Genomic DNA, 17638 nt, shown 5'->3' on the forward strand with positions numbered 1-17638 from the left:
GGGGAGGGGACATGGCCTATGTGACGATCAGCATCGGCGGGCGCGCCTATCGCATGGCCTGCGACGACGGGCAGGAGGAGCATCTGGCCGGGCTGGGCGAGGAGGTCGACGCGCGCATCGACCAGCTGCGCGAAGCCTTCGGCGAGATCGGCGACCAGCGCCTCGGCATCATGGCCGCCATCACCATCGCCGACGAGCTGAGCGAGGCCCGCCGGCGCCTGCGCGCGGCCGAGCAGGAGGCCGCCAGCGAGCGCGCGGCGCGCGGGGCGGCGGTGCAGCGGCTGGAGGAGACGCAGACGCTGGTAGCCGGCGCGGTGGTCTCCGCCGCCGAGCGGCTGGAGCGCCTCGCCCGCGGCCTCGGCACCAGCCCCTCCGGCGGCGTCGGCATGGGCTGAGGCGGGGGTGCCGCAAGGGACGCCTCCGGTAAGCTGCGGACTTGACGCCGCCGGCCTCACGGCGCACAGGAGCGCTTCGCCCGTAAAGCCCGCCTGACGGGCGGCATGTGCCGGCGGGATACGCCCGGCCTGATCCGCGTCGAATCTGGAAGTTGACATGATCCGTTCTCCCCTGATGACCGTCATGGTCCAGGCCGTCCGCAAGGCCGGTCGCTCCCTGGTGCGCGATTTCGGGGAGGTCGAGAACCTGCAGGTCTCGCTGAAGGGCCCGGCCAACTTCGTCTCCAACGCCGACCGCAAGGCCGAGCGCATCCTCCAGGAGGAACTTGCCAAGGCGCGACCGAGCTTTGGCTTCATCATGGAGGAGAGCGGCGAGATCGACGGGGCCGACGAGAGCCACCGCTGGATCATCGACCCGCTCGACGGCACCACGAACTTTCTGCACGGCATTCCGCTGTTCTGCGTCTCGCTCGCGCTGGCGCGCGACGGCGTGCCGGTGGCCGGCGTCATCTACAATCCCGTCACCGACGAGCTGTTCATCGCCGAGAAGGGCGCCGGCGCCTTCATGAACGACCGGCGCATCCGCGTCGCCGCCCGGCGCAGCCTCGCCGACAGCGTGGTATGCTGCGGCATGCCGCATATGGGGCGCGGCGATTTCGGCCAGTTCGGGCGGGAATATGCCGCCGTGGCGCCGAAGGTGGCGGGCCTGCGCCGCACCGGCTCGGCGGCGCTCGATCTCGCCTGGGTGGCGGCCGGCCGCTTCGACGCTTTCTGGGAGCGCGGGCTGAGCCCGTGGGACATGGCGGCGGGCATCGTGCTGGTGCGCGAGGCGGGCGGCTATGTCTGCGATCTCGACGGCGGCGACAAGATGCTGGCCAAGGGCGACATCATCGTCGGCAACGAGACGGTGCGCCGCGACCTTCTGGCGCTGCTGCCCAAGGCCTGAAGGTACCTCGACAGCGGCCCGGCCGCGGGCCGTGATACGTTCCATTTCCGTCGGTCTGTGGCATAGTCCGGCCCGAAGAGCGGTTCCTTGACCCTATTGCCGCCGCTCGCAGGGACCGCCATCGGCATGAGCGCGACGGATTCGATTCATAAATTGTCATCGCCCCGCATCTTTATCGTGCGGATGTTCGTCTTCGTGCTGCTCTGCGTGGCGCTCGCCTCGGTTCTGCACGAGGCGATCTGGCGGGCCTTCCTGAACAATCCCGGTCTCAACGGCGTCATCTTCGGCGTTCTCTTCGTCGGCGTCGTCTTCGCCTTCCGCCAGGTGGTGCGCCTCGTCCCCGAGGTGGAATGGGTGAACGGCTTCCGCGTCGCCGATCCGGGCATCGAGGTGCCGCGCGCGCCCGTGCTGCTGGCGCCGATGGCCTCGCTGCTCGGCGACCGCGTCGGACGCATGGCGATCTCGCAGGCGACGATGCGCGGCATCCTCGAATCGATCGGCACCCGCCTCGACGAGGCCCGCGACCTGCTGCGTTACCTCACCGGCCTGCTCGTCTTCCTCGGCTTGCTCGGCACCTTCTGGGGCCTGCTCGACACGGTGAGTTCGATCGGCCGGGTGATCGGCTCGCTCGATGTCGGGCCGGAATCGGCCTCGGTGCTCGACGCCATGAAGACCGGCCTCGCCGCGCCGCTGGGCGGCATGGGCATCGCCTTCTCCTCCTCGCTGTTCGGCCTTGCCGGCTCGCTGGTGCTCGGCTTCCTCGACCTCCAGGCCGGGCAGGCGCAGAACCGCTTCTACATCGACCTCGAAGACTGGCTGTCGACCACCGTTGAGGATCTCGGCCACGAGGCGGCGCGCCCTCCGGCCCCTGCCCCGGTCCGGCCGGGGCTCAGCGTGCAGGGCCCCGCCGCGCCCTTTGCGCTGCCCACGCCCGGCGTCGACCTCGCCGACCTGACGCAGGCCATCGCCCGGCTCGACCGCACCATGACCGAGGCGGGTTCGCAGCGGGTGACGACGGCGATGGCGCATCTGGCCGAGAGCCTTCAGGGGCTCGTGCAGCACATGCGCAGCGAGCAGCAGATGGTGCGCGACTGGGTGGAGGCGCAGGCCGAGCAGCAGCGTGACATCAAGAAACTGCTCGAACGCATTGCCGAGCAGTCCGACCGCGAGCGCGCCTGATGGCCCTCGGACGCGCCCGGCGCGGCGAACGCACCATCGACTACTGGCCCGGCTTCGTCGACGCGCTGTCGACCCTGCTGCTGGTTTTCGTCTTCCTGCTGTCGGTCTTCGTGCTCGCCCAGTTCGTGCTGACGCAGGAAATCGGCTCGAAGGACGACGCCATGGCGCGGCTGCAGGCGCAGATCCGCGAGCTTACCGACCTCTTGGCGCTGGAGCGCGCCAACGACGCCGAATCCGAGAGCCAGATGGGCGCGCTGCGCGCCAGCCTTCTCCAGCTCGAACAGGAGCGCGACCTGCTGCGCGAGGCGGCGACCTCGACCGCCACGCCCGAGGACATGGCCGAGGCCAAGCAGCGCGCCACCGCGCTCGCTCGCGAGCTTGGCAACGAGCAGGACGCCGCCGCGCAGGCGGCCGCGCAGATCGCCATCCTCAACCAGCAGATCGCCGCCCTGCGCCGACAGATCGCGGCGTTGGAGGAGGCGCTGTCGATCACCGAGCAGAAGGACAAGGAAAGCCAGGCGCGCCTTGCCGATCTCGGGCGCCGGCTCAACGTCGCGCTGGCGCAGCGCGTGCAGGAGCTGACCCGCTACCGCTCGGAATTCTTCGGCCGGCTGCGCGCCATCCTCGGCGACCGCCCCGACGTGCGGGTGGTCGGCGACCGCTTCGTGTTCCAGTCGGAGATCTTCTTCGATCCCGCCTCGGCGGTGATCCGGCCGGACGCCATGTCGGCGCTCGACAAGCTCGCCAGCGCGCTGGTGCAGCTCGAAAAGGAGATACCGACCGATCTCGCCTGGGTGCTGCGCGTCGACGGGCACACCGACAACCGGCCGATCTCGACGCCGCAATTCCCGTCGAACTGGGAGCTGTCGGCGGCGCGCTCCATCGCCGTCGTGACCTATCTCGCGCAGAAGGGCGTATCGCCGCAGCACCTTGTCGCCGCAGGATTCGGGGAGTACCAGCCGATAGACCCGGGCGAGGGTGACGACGCGCGCGCCCGCAACCGCCGCATCGAGCTCAAGCTCACCGAGAGATGACGCAACGGCGATGACCGACCCCCTGCCTGCCGTGCTCGCGCGCTTCGACTGGAGCCGCATGCCGGCCATGACCGACCTGTGGGTCGAGGCATGGCAGGAGACCATTCCCGAGATCGACTTCGAGGCCCGGCGCGGCTGGCTGTGCCACCGCATAGGCACGCTCATCGACGAGGGCGCGGTGATCGAGGTGGCTCTGCCTGAAGTGAGACCAGACGAGGGGGATGCCGCGCCCCGGCTGCTCGGCTTCGTCTCGGTCGACCCGCGCACCGGCTATATCGACCAGCTCGTCGTGCATCCCGACCATTGGGGGGCGGGCGTGGCGCACCGGCTGATCGCCTCCGCCGCCGCCCATTCGCCGGCGCGGCTGGCGCTCGACGTCAACGAGCAGAACGAACGCGCCGTGCGCTTCTACGAGAAGGCCGGCTTCACCGTCACCGGCCACGGCGTCAACCCCACCTCCGGCCGCCCGACGCTCAGGATGGAACGCGCGGGGGGATGATCCGCCCGCCCGCCCGTCATCCCGGACGGCCCGCAGGGCCGGTCAGGGACCGCCTTCCACGCCCTCCCACAGGCACGCGATCCTAGCCGGCCGCTTCGCTCCGATTCGTTTCCCCGAACTGCAGTGCGGCGAGGCGGGCGTAGAGGCCGCCTTGCGCGACAAGGCTGTCATGGGTGCCTTCCTCCACCACATAGCCGCCGTCCATGACGAGGATGCGGTCGGCCGAAAGCACGGTGGCGAGCCGGTGCGCGATGACCAGCGTCGTGCGCCCCTGCATGGAGAGATCGAGCGCCTGCTGCACCAGCGTCTCGCTCTCGGCGTCGAGCGCCGAGGTCGCCTCGTCGAGCAGCAGGATCGGGGCGCGGCGCAGGATCGCGCGGGCGATGGCGATGCGCTGGCGCTGGCCGCCCGAAAGCGTCACGCCGCGCTCGCCCACCGCCGTCTCCCAGCCCTCCGGCAGGCGGGCGACGAACTCGTCGGCGCGCGCGAGCCGGCCGGCCTCCTCGACCTCCGCATCGGTGGCGTCGGGGCGTCCGAGGCGGATATTCTCGCGGATGGTGGCGGCGAAGATGGCGACGTCCTGCGGCACCAGCGCGATGCGCGCGCGCACCGCCTCCGGGTCGGCGCGGGCGATGTCCACCCCGTCCACCGTGACGCGGCCGGAGGCGGGATCGTAGAAGCGCAGCAGGAGCTGGAACAGCGTGCTCTTGCCCGCGCCCGAAGGGCCGACCACGGCCACGCGCTCGCCCGGCGCGACCCGCAGGCTCACCCCTGCCAGCGCTGCCGTGCCGGGGCGGGTGGGATAGGCGAAGACCACATTCTCGAAGGCGACCTCGCCGCGCGGCGGCTCGGGCAGGGCGTCGGGATCGACGGGACGGCCGACGCCCGGCTTTTCCGCGAGCAGTTCGGCGATGCGCTCGGTGGCGCCGGCGGCCTGAGAGATTTCGCCCCACACCTCGCCGAGCTGGCCGAGCCCGCTCGCCGCCAGCACGGCGTAGAGCACGAACTGGCCGAGCGTGCCGGCGCTCATCGTGCCGGCAAGCACCGCATTGGCGCCCGCCCACAGGATGCCGACCACGCTGGCGAAGACGAGGAAGATGCCGAAGCCGGTGAGCCAGGCGCGCGCCCGCACGGCATCGCTCGCCGCATTGAAGGCGTGCTCGACCTCGCCGCCGAAGCGGGCGGAGGCGGCGGCCTCGGCGGTGTTGGCCTGCAGCGTGCGCACCGCACCGATGGCCTCGGCGGCATAGGCGGAGGCTTCCGCCAGCGTGTCCTGCGCGCCGCGCGAGCGCTTGCGCACGCCGCGCCCGGCACCGATCAGCACGGCGACGATGACCGGGATGACGACAAGGAGGGCGGTGGACAGCCAGGGGCTCGTCACCACCATCATCACCGCCGCGCCGAAGAACAGCACGAGGTTGCGCAGCGCGATGGAGGCGGAGGCGCCCACCGCCGACTTGATCTGTGTGGTGTCGGCGGTCAGCCGCGAGATCAGCTCGCCCGACTTGGCGGTGTCGTAGAAGCCGCCGTCCAGGGTGAGCACATGGGCGAAAACCTGCGCGCGCAGATCCGCCACGATGCGCTCGCCCAGCGTCATCACGAGGTAGTAGCGCGCCGAGGAGGCAATGGCGAGCACCGCCACCACGCCGATCATGACGCCGAAATAGCGGTCGATGAAGCCGGCATGGCTTTCGTCGAAGCCGAAATCGATCATCCGGCGCACCGCGACCGGCACGACCAGCGTGGCGATGGCGGCCACCACCAGCGCGACCAGTGCGGCGGCGGCGCGGGCGCGGTAGCGCCGGATGTGCGGCCACAGCGCCATCAGCGGCGACAGGCGCGGGCGGCGGGACGCGACGGTGGGAAGGCTCTCGGAAGGACGGTAGGCGGCTTGTGTCACGTTCATGTCTCGGTTATAGAGCCGCTCGGATTTCCGGCAGGATCGTTTTGTAGATCGCCGCGTGGCTCCCGAAAGGGGCCGGCCGTGCGGCGGCTGAGGATGCTACCCATGAAGAGCAACATCCATCCCGACTACCACTTCGTGAAGGTGGTGATGACGGACGGCACCGAGTACACGACCCGGACGACCTGGGGCAAGGAGGGCGACGTCCTCCAGCTCGATATCGATCCGACCTCGCACCCGGCCTGGACCGGCGGCTCCGGCCAGCTGCTCGACCGCGCGGGCCGCGTGTCCAAGTTCCAGAAGAAGTTCGCGGGCTTCCTCAAGGCCTGACCGGCGGGCCCTGCCGGGCCTGCGCGTCGCGCCTCACGAGGGCCTTGCGGCCTGACGACATCAACCCTCGCGGCGGTTCGTCCGGCGCGAGGGTTTTCGTTTGCGTGCCATCATGTTGCGGTATCGGGATGGGTGGGCGGTGTGAGCGGTCCGGGACGTCAGGGACTCTGCGTGCGGGACTCTGCGTCAGCGACCCTCGAACGCGCGGCGCAGCTGCCCGAGCTGGCCGGCGACGGCATTCGGTCGCACCGCGTCGGGCGCGGGGGCGGCCAGCGTCGCGTCGATCTGGCGGAGCTGCCGCTGCAGCTCATGGCTGCGCAAGACGAGGTCGAGCAGCGGCTCGGGCAGCAGCGATTCATGGTCCATGTCGCGCGGGGCGCCGATGAGGTCGATCTTCTGCGCCTCGCGGCGCGCGGTCGCCTCGTTCATCTCGCCCTCGGCGACGGCGCGGCGCAGCAGCAGCCAGGAGGCGAGCTGCATCAGCCGGGTGGACAGCCGCATGCTCTGCTGGGCATAGGCGTGCAGCGCGCCGCGCGAGAGCGTGCGGCTGGCGGCGCGGCCCTCGCCGTCGAGATAGGCGGCGGCCTCGTCGACGAGGTCCATGCCCTGCCGGAACAGCGCGGCGAAGGCGGGCGAGGCGAGGCGCCGCCCGGCGAGCGGGATCGCCTCGCCGGCCCCGTCCTGCCCCGCCTCGCACCCTTCCCGCACACTGCCCATCGCTCGACCTGACGCCTTCCCGCGCGACAAAGCCGCGCGATGCGAAACCTGTTGTCCCGAAGTCTATCCTCCCCAAGCCTGTCGCGCAGCGCGGGCGTGCTGTCCAGTGGGCAGGCCGCCGCGCGGCACTGGATAGCGGGGATGAAAAAAGAGCCGCCCGGAGGCGGCTCGAAAAGTGTAGACAGGGATGCGTCAAACAGAGTGGACAGAAGCCACTCGCGGTCAAAACTGGACCGACGCCAGTAATAGTTCGGAAAGCTTAATCGGCGGTAAATTCGCGCCGGTTTCAGCGCTTGAAGAAGTCCTCCGCCGCCGCGCGCGAGGCCCGCTTGCGGCTCAGAGCCACCTTGAGCCGCTCGATCTCGGCGGACAGATGCGCGATGCGCTCCTCGATCTCGGTCTCCGACAGCGCCGAGAGGTCGGCGCCGACCTCATGGGCGGGCGCTTTCTTCACGCCGGCCGAGGGGAAGATGTCGTCGTCGATCGCCATGGCACACTCCGTCACTGCCGCGCGCCAAACGCCTGCGCGCCCTTCCAATCTAATGCCCGGCCGGGCCGGTTGCCAGCCGGGGCGGCTTGACCTAGGACGGGCGGGCATTCGACAGGACGAGGACGACGCCATGACCGAGCTTCCCGCCACCATGACCGCCATCGGCCTGCCGACCCCCGGCGGGCCCGAGGCGCTGGTTCCCGAGCAGCGGCCGGTACCGGTGCCGGGCAAAGGCGAAATCCTCGTCAAGGTCGCGGCGGCAGGCGTGAACCGGCCGGACGTGATGCAGCGCAAGGGCTATTACCCCCCGCCGCCCGGCGCCTCCGACATTCCGGGCCTCGAGATCTCCGGCGAGGTCGTCGCGCTCGGCGAGGACGCGGGCTCATGGAAGATCGGCGACAGGGTGTGTGCGCTGGTCTCCGGTGGTGGCTATGCGCAATATTGTCTCGCGGACGCCGGTGCGGCGCTGCCGGTACCGGCGGGGCTCTCGATGATCGAGGCGGCGGCGCTGCCGGAGACCTTCTTCACCGTCTGGACCAATGTGTTCGACCTCGCCGGGCTGAAGGCGGGCGAGAGCTTTCTCGTGCATGGCGGGACTTCGGGCATCGGCACCACGGCGATCCAGCTCGCCAAGGCGTTCGGCGCCAGCGTGTTCACCACCGCCGGCAGCGCGGAGAAATGCGCGGTGTGCCGCGAGCTCGGGGCGGATGTCGCGGTCGACTACAAGAACGAGGATTTCGTCGCGATCATCAAGGAGAAGACCGGCAAGGGGGTGAACGTCATCCTCGACATGGTCGGCGGCTCCTATATCGCGCGCAATTACGAGGCCGCCGCGCCGCAGGGGCGCATCGTGCAGATCGCCTTCATGGAAGGCTCGAAGGTGCAGATCGACTATATGCGCCTGATGCTGAAGCGCCTCTCGCATATGGGCTCGACGCTGCGCTCGCGCCCCAAGGGCGAGAAGGCCCTCATTGCCGCCGCGCTGCGCGAGAAGGTCTGGCCGCTGATCGAGGCCGGCACGGTGAAGCCGGTCATGGATCAGACCTTCCCGCTGGAGAAGGCGAGCGAGGCGCATGCGCGCATGGAGAGCAGCGCGCATATCGGCAAGATCATGCTCAGCGTGGGGTGAGGGGCTTCAGTCGTCGTTCGCCGGTGGTGGGCAGGCGGCTTGAGAGCGCGTGGAGAAAAGCCGAAGAGTTTTTGCTGGGTCCCGGATCGGCGCCGCGCGTGGCGCAGCTTGTCCGGGACACGGAGCCAGCCTCTCGGGCCGGTGCGGTTTGTGCGGGAAGCGCGCTTTCGGTTTCCCGGCCAAGCGACGGCGCAGCCGAAGCGCAGAGCCGGGATCCAGCGAACGACTCCTGGGCCAGCAGGCCGATCGAGAGGCGATCCCGGCTCTCGCTTCGGCCGGGATGACGTCTGAAACGGGGAGGCCTGCCGATCAATTCGGTGGAACCCGCCGTGCCACGCGCGCCGCCCCTCTTTAATTCCGGCCCGCCTCGTCCTAGATTTGTCACGCGGGGCTGCAAGGTTCGTCAGGAGAACATATTCCCCGGGGCCTTATCGATCTCAAAGGGAGCTGTCCCTGACCTTGCCCCTGGGCTTGGACACACGGCGCCCACCTACGTTGTAGGTTCCCGGGATCGATCCTCCAACGGCCATTGTGGCTCCGCACTCATCATCATGCCCCAGTGTCCTCTTCCCCCCACCGACAAGGCCGGATTGCGCGGCGAGGCGCTCGCCCGGCGCAACGCGCTGACGCCCGAGGCGCGGGCAGCGGCGGCCGAGATTGCCGCCGGCCATGCGATGGAATGGCTCGGCGAGGTGTGCGGCGAGGTGGTCTCCGTCTTCGCGCCGATCGGCTCCGAGATCGCCACCGCGCCGCTGGTGGAGCGTCTGCGGGCGGGCGGCGCGCAGGTGGCGCTTCCCGTGGTGCTGGAGCCCGGCAAGCCGCTGATGTTCCGCCTGTGGGAGCCGGGCGTCGCGCTTGAGCCCTCACGCGGGCCGGGCCGCTTCGCCATTCCCGCCCCGCCGGAGGGCGCGCCCGCCGTGACGCCGGACGTGCTGGTGGTGCCGCTCGCCGGCTTCGACGCGCGCGGCCACCGGCTCGGCTACGGCGCCGGCTTCTACGACCGCACGCTGGCCCTGCTGCGCCGGGTGAAGCGCATCGAGGCCGTTGGCTACGCCTTCGCCGTGCAGGAGCTTCCCGCCGTGCCCGACGAGCCCCATGACGAGCGGCTGGACGCCATCGCGACGGATGGGGGTATCATCCGGCCGGCGGAGGAGTGACGTGCGGAGAGTGATAGATGCGCCTGCTTTTTCTTGGTGACGTGGTGGGCCGGCCCGGCCGGCAGGCGGTGGCCCAGCATCTGCCCCGGCTGCGCGGGGCGTGGGCGCTCGATTTCGTCGTGGTGAACGGCGAGAACGCCGCCGGCGGCTTCGGCATCACCGAGGCCATCTACGAGGAATTCCTGGAGGCCGGCGCCGACGCGGTGACGCTCGGCAACCATTCCTTCGACCAGCGCGAGGCGCTGGTGTTCATCGAGCGCGCGCCGCGCCTCGTGCGTCCCGCCAATTACCCGCCCGGCACGCCGGGGCGCGGCGCGGCGCTGGTGGAGGCGCGCGGCGGCGCGCAGGTGCTGGTCGTGAACATGATGGGCCGCATCTTCATGGACCCGCTGGACGATCCCTTCGCCGCCATCGACCGCGAGTTGGACGCCGCCCCGCTGGGGCAGGTGGCCGATGCCGCCATCGTCGATTTCCACGCCGAGACCACCAGCGAGAAGCAGGCCTTCGGCCACTGGTGCGACGGGCGCGCGAGCCTCGTCGTCGGCACCCATACCCATGTGCCGACCGCCGATCACCGCATCCTGCCGGGCGGCACCGCCTATATGACCGATGTCGGCATGTGCGGCAGCTATGACGGGGTGATCGGCATGGACAAGGAGGAGCCGCTACGCCGCTTCACCCGTCGCATCGGCTCGCAGCGTTTCGAGCCGGCGGCGGGCGAGGGCACGCTGTCGGGCCTCGCGGTGGAGACGGACGCTTCCGGCCATGCGGTACGGGTGGCGCCGGTGCGCCTCGGCGGGGCATTGGAAGAGGCGGTGCCGGCCTTCTGGTAGCGCCCGCTTTACGCGCGTGGGGGCTCTCGCCTATAAGCCGCGCATTCTTTGCTTTTCGAGACCGGGATACGCCGGTGCGGCAGCGGCCGCCGGCGCGACGTGGAGGCGGCGATGGCCGGGCATTCGCAGTTCAAGAACATCATGCACCGCAAGGGCAAGCAGGACGCGGTGCGCTCCAAGCTGTTCTCCAAGCTGGCGCGTGAAATCACCGTCGCCGCCAAGCTTGGCCTGCCCGACCCGAACATGAACCCGCGCCTGCGCGCCGCCATCCTCGCGGCCCGCGCCGAGAACATGCCCAAGGACAATATCGACCGCGCCGTCAAGAAGGCGCTGGGCGGCGACGCGGAGAACTATGACGAGATCCGCTACGAGGGCTACGGCCCCGGCGGCGTCGCCGTCATCGTCGAGGCGCTGACCGACAACCGCAACCGCACGGCTTCCGAAGTGCGCTCCTACTTCACCAAGTCGGGCGGCTCGCTGGCCGAGACCGGCGCGGTGTCCTTCATGTTCGACCGCATCGGCACCGTCGAGTTCGACGCCGCCAAGGCCTCGGCCGACGACATGCTGGAAGCCGCCATCGACGCCGGCGCCGACGACGTGTCTTCCGACGAGAACGGCCATGAGGTGGTGTGCTCGGTGGAGAACCTGCACGAGGTCGCCCGCGCGCTGGAAGCCAAGTTCGGCGAGCCGAGGAAGTCCGGCCTCGTCTGGCGCCCGCAGAACAACGTGGCAGTCGACGACGAGGTGGCGGAGAAGCTGGTGCGCCTCGTCGACAACCTGAACGACAATGACGACGTGCAGAACGTCTACGCCAATTTCGAGCTGTCCGACGCCTTCCTCGCCAAGATGGGCGACTGAGGCGAAGGCCTCGGCCGGCGTCAGCGTCCCAGCAGCGCGTCGAACAGCGGCAGGCTGAACAGCGCGGCGCCGGCGATCACCCAGTAGGCGGCAATGCGGTAGGCCTTGTCCGAAGCGCCCTTGAAGGAGCGCGCGCCGGCATAGAGGCCCAGCGCATAGGCCGGGCCGAGCAGCAGCGACAGCCGGCCGACCTCGGCGTCGATCATGCCGTGCGCGGCATAGGCGGTGCCGCTCGCCAGCGTCACCAGCGCGAAGAAGCCGAACAGGTTGGCGCGCACCAGCGCCGAGGGCTGGCCGGCGCCGAGCCAGTAGACCACCACGGCGGGACCGGACATCTGCGCCGCGCCGCCGCAGAAGCCGGCGATGGCGCCCACCCCGAGCGTCGTCGGCAGGCCGTGCCGGCCGGAATGGCGCCAGCCGGACATCAGCAGCGCCAGCAGGCCGAGGCTCAGCACCGCCAGCGCCCAGCGCAGCACGAGCGGCTCCATGTGCTCCAGCACCCAGACGCCGGCCGGCACCGCCACCACGGCGCCGACGGCGAGCGGGGCCACCTGCCGCCACAGGCAGGCGCGCAGCGCCCGCAGCAGGAAGGGCAAAGTGAGCACGGTGTCGATGACGAGGAGCGTGGGCGCGGCGACCTTCGGCCCGAAGGCGGCCGAGACCAGCGGCACGAAGATGAGCGCCCCGCCGAAGCCGGAAAAGCCGCGGGTGACGCCGGCGATGAGCGCGGTGAGGAAGGCCCAGACGAGGGCCGGATCGTAGGACATGGGAAACCGTGGGCGCAGCGAACGTCGCCGCCCGCGACACCTAGGCCCGTGCCGGCACGGCGTCAACGCCGGCAGGGGAGCGCGACGATCGGGTTTGCTGAACGTGGCTATTCGCAAAACTCATTTGCGCCCAAACATCGTGCACGCCACATTCAGGGTAACTCGCGCCGCCGGCTTTGCCGTGAACGGCGCCTTCCTCGTTCGCCGCCCCGCGCGGCCGGAAACCGTCATGGACAAGCCCGTCTCTCCCGCCGCCGGCAAGGCGCGCATCGCGGCCGCCCCGTTCTTCTCCGACCGGGCGGTCGGGATCGCCTGCGCCCTGCTCGCCGTCTCCATCTGGGGCGGCTGGATCGTCTCCACCCGCCATGCCGTGCACGGCCACCTGCCGCCGCAGACGGTGGGCTGGCTGCGCTTCGTCGTCCCCGCGCTCGTCCTGGCGCCCGCCTGGTGGCGCGTGGGATTCTATCCCAGGCGCGCGCTGGTGCCGTTCCTGTTCTCCTTCCTCGGCGCGGGAGCGATCTTCTTCCTCGTGGTCGGCAACGCCATGCGCTTCGTGCCGGCGGCCGATGTCGGGCCGCTGCTGCCGGGCACCATGCCGCTGATCGTGGCGGCGATCTCGGTGCTGTTCCTGCGCGAACGCCTCGGCTGGCTGCGCGGCGCCGGCTTCGCGTGCATCGCGCTCGGCGTGCTCACGCTCGGCGGCCGGGGCATCCTGTTCCCGGAGGACGGCGCGTGGCGCGGCCACCTCCTGCTGGTCACGGGAGCCGCCATGTGGGCGGGCAACACCATCGCCTTCCGCCGCACCGGGATGAGGCCGACGGAGCTGGTCGGGCTGATCGGCCTGTGGTCGATCATCATCCTCACCCCGACCGGCCTGCCCGGCGTGATCCACGCCGTGTCGGACGGCTATGGCCGCGAGGTGCTGCTGCAACTGGTGATGCAGGGCCTGCTGTCGGGCGTCGTCGCGCTGGTCGCCTTCATCATGGCCATCGAGCGCCTCGGCCCCTCGCGGGCGGCGGCCTTCACCGGGCTGGTGCCGGCGCTGGCGGCGCTGATCGCGGTGCCGGTGCTCGGCGAGCACCCCGACATGCCCGCGCTCATCGGCGTCGCCGCCACCGGCATCGGCGTCGCGCTGGCGAGCGGGGCGTTCTCGCCGGCGTCGAAGGCGGGTTAACTCCCCGTTAACCCTGTTCGCCGTCGGGTGCCGCCGGGCGCGGCGGCGGGTGCCGGCGGCACTAGGCGTTCGTCATTTGTTCGGCTACGCACTGTGCCTATGGCGACGCTTCCGATTCGCATAGTCGGGCTCGATCCGGGCCTGCGCCGCACCGGCTGGGGGGTGATCGAGGCTGTGGGCACGCGGCTGAGCTTCATCGCCTGCGGCACGGTGATGCCGCCGGAGGAGGGCGGGCTCGCCGAGCGCCTCGCCTGCCTGCACACCGAGCTTGCCGCCGTGCTGCGCGCCCATGCGCCCGACGAGGCGGCGGTGGAGGAGACTTTCGTCAACGTGAACCCGGCCTCGACGCTCAAGCTCGGCCAGGCGCGCGGCGTGGTGATGCTCACCCCGGCGCTGCTGGGCCTGCCGGTGGCCGAATATGCGGCGCTGCTGGTGAAGAAGACCGTGGTGGGCGCGGGCCGCGCCGACAAGGCGCAGATCCGCATGATGATCAAGGTGCTGCTGCCGCAGGCCGACTTCACCACCGACGACGCCGCCGACGCGCTTGCGGTGGCCGTCACCCACGCGCAGCATCGCGGCATGGCGGCGCTCAGGGCGCGGATGGCGGCGGCGGGATGAGGACCACAGTGACCGGCGGGTTCACATGATCGGAAAGCTCAAGGGCCTGGTCGACAGCTATGGCGACGAGCACGTGATCCTCGACGTGCAGGGCGTCGGCTATCTCGTGCACTGCTCGGGGCGCACGCTGCAGGCGCTGCCTTCGCCGGGCGAGGCGGCGACGCTCTTCATCGAGACCTTCGTGCGCGAGGACATGATCCGCCTCTACGGCTTCGCCTCGCAGGCCGAGAAGAGCTGGTTCCTGCTGTTGCAGAACGTGCAGGGCGTCGGCGCCAAGGTGGCGCTCTCCGTGCTCTCCGTGCTCTCGCCCTCGGAACTCGCCAATGCGGTGGCGCTGGGCGACCGGGCCATGGTGGCGCGGGCGAACGGCGTCGGCCCGAAGGTCGCCGCGCGCATCGTCGCCGAATTGAAGGACAAGGCGCCGGGCTTTGCCGATGTCGATCCGGGTGTGGCGGGGCTCGCTGCCTCGCTGGATGACAAGCGCGCGCCCGCGCCGGTGGCGGATGCGGTCTCCGCGCTGGTCAATCTCGGCTATGCGCAGCTTCAGGCGAGCGCGGCGGTGGCGGCGGCGCTGCGTGAGGCGGGCGAGGGCGCCGACACCGCCCGGCTGATCCGCCTCGGGCTGAAGGAACTGGCGAAGTGAGCGACAAGCGCCTCGTCGCCCCCGACAAGCGCGAGGAGGACCTCGCGGAAGCCTCGCTGCGCCCGCAGAACCTCGCCGAATTCGTCGGGCAGGAGCAGGCGCGGGCCAATCTCGATATCTTCATCCGGGCGGCGAAGACGCGCGGCGAGGCGCTCGACCACGTGCTGTTCGTCGGCCCGCCGGGGCTGGGCAAGACCACGCTGGCGCAGATCGTGGCGCGCGAACTGGGCGTCGGCTTCCGCGCCACTTCCGGCCCCGTGATCGCCAAGGCGGGTGACCTCGCCGCGCTGCTGACCAATCTCGAAGAGCGCGACGTGCTGTTCATCGACGAGATCCACCGGCTCAACCCGGCGGTGGAGGAAATCCTCTATCCCGCCATGGAGGACTACGAGCTGGACCTGATCATCGGCGAGGGGCCGGCGGCGCGCTCGGTGAAGATCTCGCTGTCGAAATTCACGCTGGTCGGCGCCACCACGCGCTCGGGCCTGCTCACCACACCGCTGCGCGACCGCTTCGGCATCCCGATCCGGCTGAACTTCTACACCGTGGACGAGCTGGAGCTGGTGGTGACGCGCGGCGCGCGGGTGATGGGAATCCCCATCGCGAAGGACGGCGCCCGCGAGATCGCCCGGCGCGCGCGCGGCACGCCGCGCATCGCCGGCCGCCTGCTGCGCCGGGTGCGCGACTTCACGCTGGTGGCGGGCAAGGAGATCATCGACCGCGCGGCGGCCGACCACGCGCTGCGCGCGCTGGAGGTGGACGGCCTCGGCCTCGACCAGATGGACCGGCGCTATCTCTCGGTGATCGCGATGAATTACGGCGGCGGGCCGGTGGGGGTGGAGACCATCGCCGCCGCGCTCTCCGAGCCGCGCGACGCCATCGAGGAGATCATCGAGCCCTATCTGGTGCAGCAGGGATTCCTGCAGCGCACGCCGCGCGGGCGGGTGCTGACGGCGCACGCCTTCAAGCATCTGGGCCTTGCCGCGCCGGCGAGCGTCAACCAGATGCCGCTGTTCGACGAAGGCGGCGAGTGAGGCGGGGAGTGAGGCGGCGGCCATCGACGGCGGCGCGCCCGTGATGTAAGTCCCCTTCACATGAGCTGGTCCCGGAACGGCGGAGAATCGCGCGGCTACCATCACGGCAACCTCCGGGAAGCCCTGATGAAGGCGGCGCTCGAACTGATCGCCGAGAAGGGCACCGCGGGGGCCACCTTCGCCGAGGCGGCGCGCCGGGCCGGCGTCTCCCCCGCCGCGCCCTACCGGCATTTCCGCGACCGCGACGAATTGCTGGCGGCGGTGGCGTCGGACGGCTTCGAGCGCTTCACCCTGGCGCTGGAGGCGGGCTGGAACGGCGGGCGGCCGACGCCGGTGGAAGCCTATGAGCGGCTGGGCCGTGCCTATCTCGCCTTCGCCCGCGAGCACCCGGCCGACTATGTCGCCATGTTCGAATCCGGCCTGCCGAGCGAGACCTATCCGGCGCTGGCGCAGGCGAGCGGGCGCGCCTTCGGGGTGCTGCGCGAGGCGGCCGACGCGCTGGTCGCCAGCATGCCGGCGGCGGCACGCCCGCCGGCGCTTATGGTGGCGCTGCACACATGGGCGCTCGCGCACGGCGTCGCTTCGCTGTTTGGCCGGCAGGACGCCTCGCGGCGAAAACTGCCGATGGAGCCGGACGACCTGCTTGAGGCCGCATTTCTGGTCTATCTCAAGGGCCTCGGCGCGCCCTCGGCGTGAGCGCCGCCGCATTCCGGCAGATTCGATGTAACGATCCTTGACATCGTGCCGCAGCGTTCCTACCTATGTAAATGTGATTAACATTCACCCCTGCGGTATCCGCCGCACGGGCGTTTTCAGGAGCGGAGACCCATGGAGCTCGCACAGAAGCTCGACGGTTACGGCAAGCCCGCCTGGATCGCGCTGACGGTACTCGGCTTCATGGCCTGGTGGCCGCTGGGCCTTGCGGTTCTGGCTTTCACGATAGGGAGTGGACGGATGTTCTGTGGTGGCAGGCGCGGTTTCGGCCGCTGGCAGGAGGAGGGCGCCGACGCCGTCCGCAATTTCGGCAGCCGCTTCGGCCGCGGCTTCCAGTCGAGCGGCAACCGTGCTTTCGACGAATATCGCGAGGAGACGCTGCGCCGGCTTGAGGACGAGCAGAAGGACTTCCGCTCCTTCCTCGACCGGCTGCGCCAGGCCAAGGACAAGGCGGAGTTCGACCAGTTCATGTCCGACCGCCGCAACCGCCCGGCGCCCGCGCCGGAGCCGGGTTCCGAGCCCTTCAACGGCCAGCAGGGCTGAGCCCTTCCGCACCCTTCATGACGACAGCGCCGCGCCCCCGACACCGGGGGCGCGGTTCTTTTATTGGCGCGCGGCCTCGTTTATGAGGGGCGCATGAACGAGCGCCCCGATCCCCTTTCGCCCGATGTCCTCAAGGCCGATCCCTTCCTGCACCTCGCCGGGCGGCTGGTGGCGGGCGGGCATGTGCTGCCCGTTCGGGTCTATTACGAGGACACGGATTTCTCCGGCATCGTCTATCACGCCAACTACCTGAAGTTCATGGAGCGGGCGCGCTCGGACCATCTGCGCCTGATCGGCGTGGTGCAGGGCGAACTGTTCGGCGAGGCGCTGGCCGAGGCGCCGGGCTTCGCCTTCGTCGTGCGCTCCATGGAGCTGCAATTCGTGCGCCCGGCGCGCATCGACGACGTTCTGGAAATCCACACCAGCCCGGTCGAGGTTGCCGGTGCCTCGATCACGCTTCAGCAAAAGGTGATGCGCGGCGGCGAACTCATCGTCGAGGGCCGCGTGAAGGTCGCCTTCGTCGCGCAGGGCCGCGCCCGCCGCATTCCCGACGCGCTGCGCACCGCGATGAAGCTGGCGCTGGGCGAGGCGCAGGGGGCGGGGCCGGCATAGGCCCGCTGCGGTGTTGGCGGCAGTTGCCGCTCTAGGAGTTTTGCCGAAGGGTCTTCGCTGGGT

The 17638-nt window shown here is 70.4% G+C and carries 21 protein-coding genes and 1 other RNA gene; 18 read left to right on the forward strand and 4 right to left on the reverse strand.

Annotation, left to right across the window (positions count from 1 at the left end):
* Positions 1–11 precede the first annotated feature (11 nt).
* The 5 genes from MWN33_RS08695 (at position 12) to MWN33_RS08715 (ending at position 4053) form a co-directional block, all read left to right on the forward strand.
* Complete coding sequence (locus MWN33_RS08695; protein ID WP_247200089.1) at positions 12–395, forward strand: cell division protein ZapA; 384 nt, start codon at positions 12–14, stop codon at positions 393–395.
* A gap of 157 nt (positions 396–552) precedes the next feature.
* Positions 553–1341: an inositol monophosphatase family protein gene (locus MWN33_RS08700; protein ID WP_247200090.1), complete on the forward strand. Its 789-nt coding sequence runs from the start codon at positions 553–555 to the stop codon at positions 1339–1341.
* Positions 1342–1467: 126 nt separating this feature from the next.
* Positions 1468–2520 (forward strand): flagellar motor protein MotA, encoded by a 1053-nt coding sequence (locus tag MWN33_RS08705; RefSeq protein ID WP_247200091.1) that lies wholly within the window; start codon positions 1468–1470, stop codon positions 2518–2520.
* On the forward strand, positions 2520–3554 hold the full coding sequence (locus tag MWN33_RS08710; protein WP_247200092.1) for a peptidoglycan -binding protein: 1035 nt from the start codon (positions 2520–2522) through the stop codon (positions 3552–3554). The genes MWN33_RS08705 and MWN33_RS08710 overlap by 1 nt, the downstream gene beginning before the upstream one ends.
* A 10-nt stretch (positions 3555–3564) precedes the next feature.
* Positions 3565–4053, forward strand: a complete 489-nt coding sequence (locus tag MWN33_RS08715; protein ID WP_247200093.1) for a GNAT family N-acetyltransferase — start codon at positions 3565–3567, stop codon at positions 4051–4053.
* 82 nt (positions 4054–4135) lie between these two features.
* Here the strand turns inward: MWN33_RS08715 and MWN33_RS08720 are convergent, their stop codons facing one another.
* Positions 4136–5959 (reverse strand): ABC transporter transmembrane domain-containing protein, encoded by a 1824-nt coding sequence (locus tag MWN33_RS08720; RefSeq protein ID WP_247200094.1) that lies wholly within the window; start codon positions 5957–5959, stop codon positions 4136–4138.
* 102 nt (positions 5960–6061) lie between these two features.
* On the opposite strand from MWN33_RS08720, the gene rpmE reads away from it, so the two are divergent.
* On the forward strand, positions 6062–6286 hold the full coding sequence (gene rpmE, locus MWN33_RS08725) for a 50S ribosomal protein L31 (RefSeq protein ID WP_247200095.1): 225 nt from the start codon (positions 6062–6064) through the stop codon (positions 6284–6286).
* Positions 6287–6472: 186 nt separating this feature from the next.
* On the opposite strand, the gene MWN33_RS08730 is transcribed toward rpmE, so the two are convergent.
* Positions 6473–7003, reverse strand: a complete 531-nt coding sequence (locus MWN33_RS08730; RefSeq protein WP_247200096.1) for a DUF1465 family protein — start codon at positions 7001–7003, stop codon at positions 6473–6475.
* 286 nt (positions 7004–7289) lie between these two features.
* Positions 7290–7493 carry a DUF1192 domain-containing protein gene (locus MWN33_RS08735; protein WP_247200097.1) on the reverse strand — a complete coding sequence of 68 codons (204 nt, stop codon included), beginning with the start codon at positions 7491–7493 and terminating at the stop codon, positions 7290–7292.
* 130 nt (positions 7494–7623) lie between these two features.
* On the opposite strand from MWN33_RS08735, the gene MWN33_RS08740 reads away from it, so the two are divergent.
* The 5 genes from MWN33_RS08740 (at position 7624) to MWN33_RS08760 (ending at position 11470) form a co-directional block, all read left to right on the forward strand.
* On the forward strand, positions 7624–8622 hold the full coding sequence (locus tag MWN33_RS08740) for an NAD(P)H-quinone oxidoreductase (RefSeq protein WP_247200098.1): 999 nt from the start codon (positions 7624–7626) through the stop codon (positions 8620–8622).
* Between the two features lie 385 nt (positions 8623–9007).
* A non-coding RNA gene (gene ssrS, locus MWN33_RS08745) (6S RNA) lies at positions 9008–9164 on the forward strand.
* A gap of 9 nt (positions 9165–9173) precedes the next feature.
* Positions 9174–9779, forward strand: coding sequence for a 5-formyltetrahydrofolate cyclo-ligase (locus MWN33_RS08750; protein WP_247200099.1), 606 nt, complete (start codon positions 9174–9176; stop codon positions 9777–9779).
* Positions 9780–9796: 17 nt separating this feature from the next.
* Positions 9797–10612: a TIGR00282 family metallophosphoesterase gene (locus MWN33_RS08755; RefSeq protein ID WP_247200100.1), complete on the forward strand. Its 816-nt coding sequence runs from the start codon at positions 9797–9799 to the stop codon at positions 10610–10612.
* A gap of 111 nt (positions 10613–10723) precedes the next feature.
* On the forward strand, positions 10724–11470 hold the full coding sequence (locus tag MWN33_RS08760) for a YebC/PmpR family DNA-binding transcriptional regulator (RefSeq protein WP_247200101.1): 747 nt from the start codon (positions 10724–10726) through the stop codon (positions 11468–11470).
* A 20-nt stretch (positions 11471–11490) separates the two neighbouring features.
* Here MWN33_RS08760 and MWN33_RS08765 read toward each other — a convergent pair whose 3' ends face one another.
* Positions 11491–12237 (reverse strand): sulfite exporter TauE/SafE family protein, encoded by a 747-nt coding sequence (locus tag MWN33_RS08765; RefSeq protein WP_247200102.1) that lies wholly within the window; start codon positions 12235–12237, stop codon positions 11491–11493.
* Between the two features lie 229 nt (positions 12238–12466).
* Here MWN33_RS08765 and MWN33_RS08770 point away from each other — a divergent pair, with 229 nt between their 5' ends.
* The 7 genes from MWN33_RS08770 to ybgC all read left to right on the forward strand — a co-directional run bounded on the left by MWN33_RS08770 (position 12467) and on the right by ybgC (position 17575).
* Entirely contained in the window at positions 12467–13411 is a 945-nt protein-coding gene (locus MWN33_RS08770) for a DMT family transporter (RefSeq protein WP_247200103.1), read from the forward strand.
* Between the two features lie 99 nt (positions 13412–13510).
* On the forward strand, positions 13511–14029 hold the full coding sequence (ruvC, locus tag MWN33_RS08775; RefSeq protein WP_247200104.1) for a crossover junction endodeoxyribonuclease RuvC: 519 nt from the start codon (positions 13511–13513) through the stop codon (positions 14027–14029).
* 25 nt (positions 14030–14054) lie between these two features.
* On the forward strand, positions 14055–14672 hold the full coding sequence (gene ruvA, locus MWN33_RS08780) for a Holliday junction branch migration protein RuvA (RefSeq protein ID WP_247200105.1): 618 nt from the start codon (positions 14055–14057) through the stop codon (positions 14670–14672).
* The gene (ruvB, locus tag MWN33_RS08785; RefSeq protein ID WP_247200106.1) at positions 14669–15706 is read left to right on the forward strand and encodes a Holliday junction branch migration DNA helicase RuvB; all 1038 of its coding nucleotides are present in this window, start codon (positions 14669–14671) and stop codon (positions 15704–15706) included. Before ruvA ends, ruvB begins: the two co-directional genes overlap by 4 nt.
* Positions 15707–15766: 60 nt before the next feature.
* Positions 15767–16402, forward strand: a complete 636-nt coding sequence (locus MWN33_RS08790; RefSeq protein WP_247200107.1) for a TetR/AcrR family transcriptional regulator — start codon at positions 15767–15769, stop codon at positions 16400–16402.
* Positions 16403–16534: 132 nt separating this feature from the next.
* Positions 16535–16963 (forward strand): DUF2852 domain-containing protein, encoded by a 429-nt coding sequence (locus MWN33_RS08795; RefSeq protein ID WP_247200108.1) that lies wholly within the window; start codon positions 16535–16537, stop codon positions 16961–16963.
* Positions 16964–17056: 93 nt separating this feature from the next.
* Complete coding sequence (gene ybgC / locus MWN33_RS08800; RefSeq protein ID WP_247200109.1) at positions 17057–17575, forward strand: tol-pal system-associated acyl-CoA thioesterase; 519 nt, start codon at positions 17057–17059, stop codon at positions 17573–17575.
* Positions 17576–17638 lie beyond the last annotated feature (63 nt).

This window comes from Ancylobacter koreensis, assembly GCF_023016525.1.
GTDB classification, from domain to species: domain Bacteria; phylum Pseudomonadota; class Alphaproteobacteria; order Rhizobiales; family Xanthobacteraceae; genus Ancylobacter; species Ancylobacter koreensis.

Excerpts from the sequence above, each read along its gene's own strand:
- MWN33_RS08705 (WP_247200091.1), top strand. The coding sequence starts at position 1,468 with ATGAGCGCGACGGATTCGATTCATAAATTGTCATCGCCCCGCATCTTT.
- MWN33_RS08740 (WP_247200098.1), top strand. The coding sequence starts at position 7,624 with ATGACCGAGCTTCCCGCCACCATGACCGCCATCGGCCTGCCGACCCCC.
- rpmE (WP_247200095.1), top strand. The coding sequence starts at position 6,062 with ATGAAGAGCAACATCCATCCCGACTACCACTTCGTGAAGGTGGTGATG.
- MWN33_RS08720 (WP_247200094.1), bottom strand. The coding sequence starts at position 5,959 with ATGAACGTGACACAAGCCGCCTACCGTCCTTCCGAGAGCCTTCCCACC.
- MWN33_RS08700 (WP_247200090.1), top strand. The coding sequence starts at position 553 with ATGATCCGTTCTCCCCTGATGACCGTCATGGTCCAGGCCGTCCGCAAG.
- MWN33_RS08695 (WP_247200089.1), top strand. The coding sequence starts at position 12 with ATGGCCTATGTGACGATCAGCATCGGCGGGCGCGCCTATCGCATGGCC.
- MWN33_RS08765 (WP_247200102.1), bottom strand. The coding sequence starts at position 12,237 with ATGTCCTACGATCCGGCCCTCGTCTGGGCCTTCCTCACCGCGCTCATC.
- MWN33_RS08730 (WP_247200096.1), bottom strand. The coding sequence starts at position 7,003 with ATGGGCAGTGTGCGGGAAGGGTGCGAGGCGGGGCAGGACGGGGCCGGC.
- MWN33_RS08715 (WP_247200093.1), top strand. The coding sequence starts at position 3,565 with ATGACCGACCCCCTGCCTGCCGTGCTCGCGCGCTTCGACTGGAGCCGC.
- MWN33_RS08770 (WP_247200103.1), top strand. The coding sequence starts at position 12,467 with ATGGACAAGCCCGTCTCTCCCGCCGCCGGCAAGGCGCGCATCGCGGCC.
- ybgC (WP_247200109.1), top strand. The coding sequence starts at position 17,057 with ATGAACGAGCGCCCCGATCCCCTTTCGCCCGATGTCCTCAAGGCCGAT.
- MWN33_RS08795 (WP_247200108.1), top strand. The coding sequence starts at position 16,535 with ATGGAGCTCGCACAGAAGCTCGACGGTTACGGCAAGCCCGCCTGGATC.
- MWN33_RS08750 (WP_247200099.1), top strand. The coding sequence starts at position 9,174 with ATGCCCCAGTGTCCTCTTCCCCCCACCGACAAGGCCGGATTGCGCGGC.
- MWN33_RS08790 (WP_247200107.1), top strand. The coding sequence starts at position 15,767 with ATGAGCTGGTCCCGGAACGGCGGAGAATCGCGCGGCTACCATCACGGC.
- MWN33_RS08760 (WP_247200101.1), top strand. The coding sequence starts at position 10,724 with ATGGCCGGGCATTCGCAGTTCAAGAACATCATGCACCGCAAGGGCAAG.
- MWN33_RS08710 (WP_247200092.1), top strand. The coding sequence starts at position 2,520 with ATGGCCCTCGGACGCGCCCGGCGCGGCGAACGCACCATCGACTACTGG.
- ruvA (WP_247200105.1), top strand. The coding sequence starts at position 14,055 with ATGATCGGAAAGCTCAAGGGCCTGGTCGACAGCTATGGCGACGAGCAC.
- MWN33_RS08735 (WP_247200097.1), bottom strand. The coding sequence starts at position 7,493 with ATGGCGATCGACGACGACATCTTCCCCTCGGCCGGCGTGAAGAAAGCG.
- ruvC (WP_247200104.1), top strand. The coding sequence starts at position 13,511 with ATGGCGACGCTTCCGATTCGCATAGTCGGGCTCGATCCGGGCCTGCGC.
- MWN33_RS08755 (WP_247200100.1), top strand. The coding sequence starts at position 9,797 with ATGCGCCTGCTTTTTCTTGGTGACGTGGTGGGCCGGCCCGGCCGGCAG.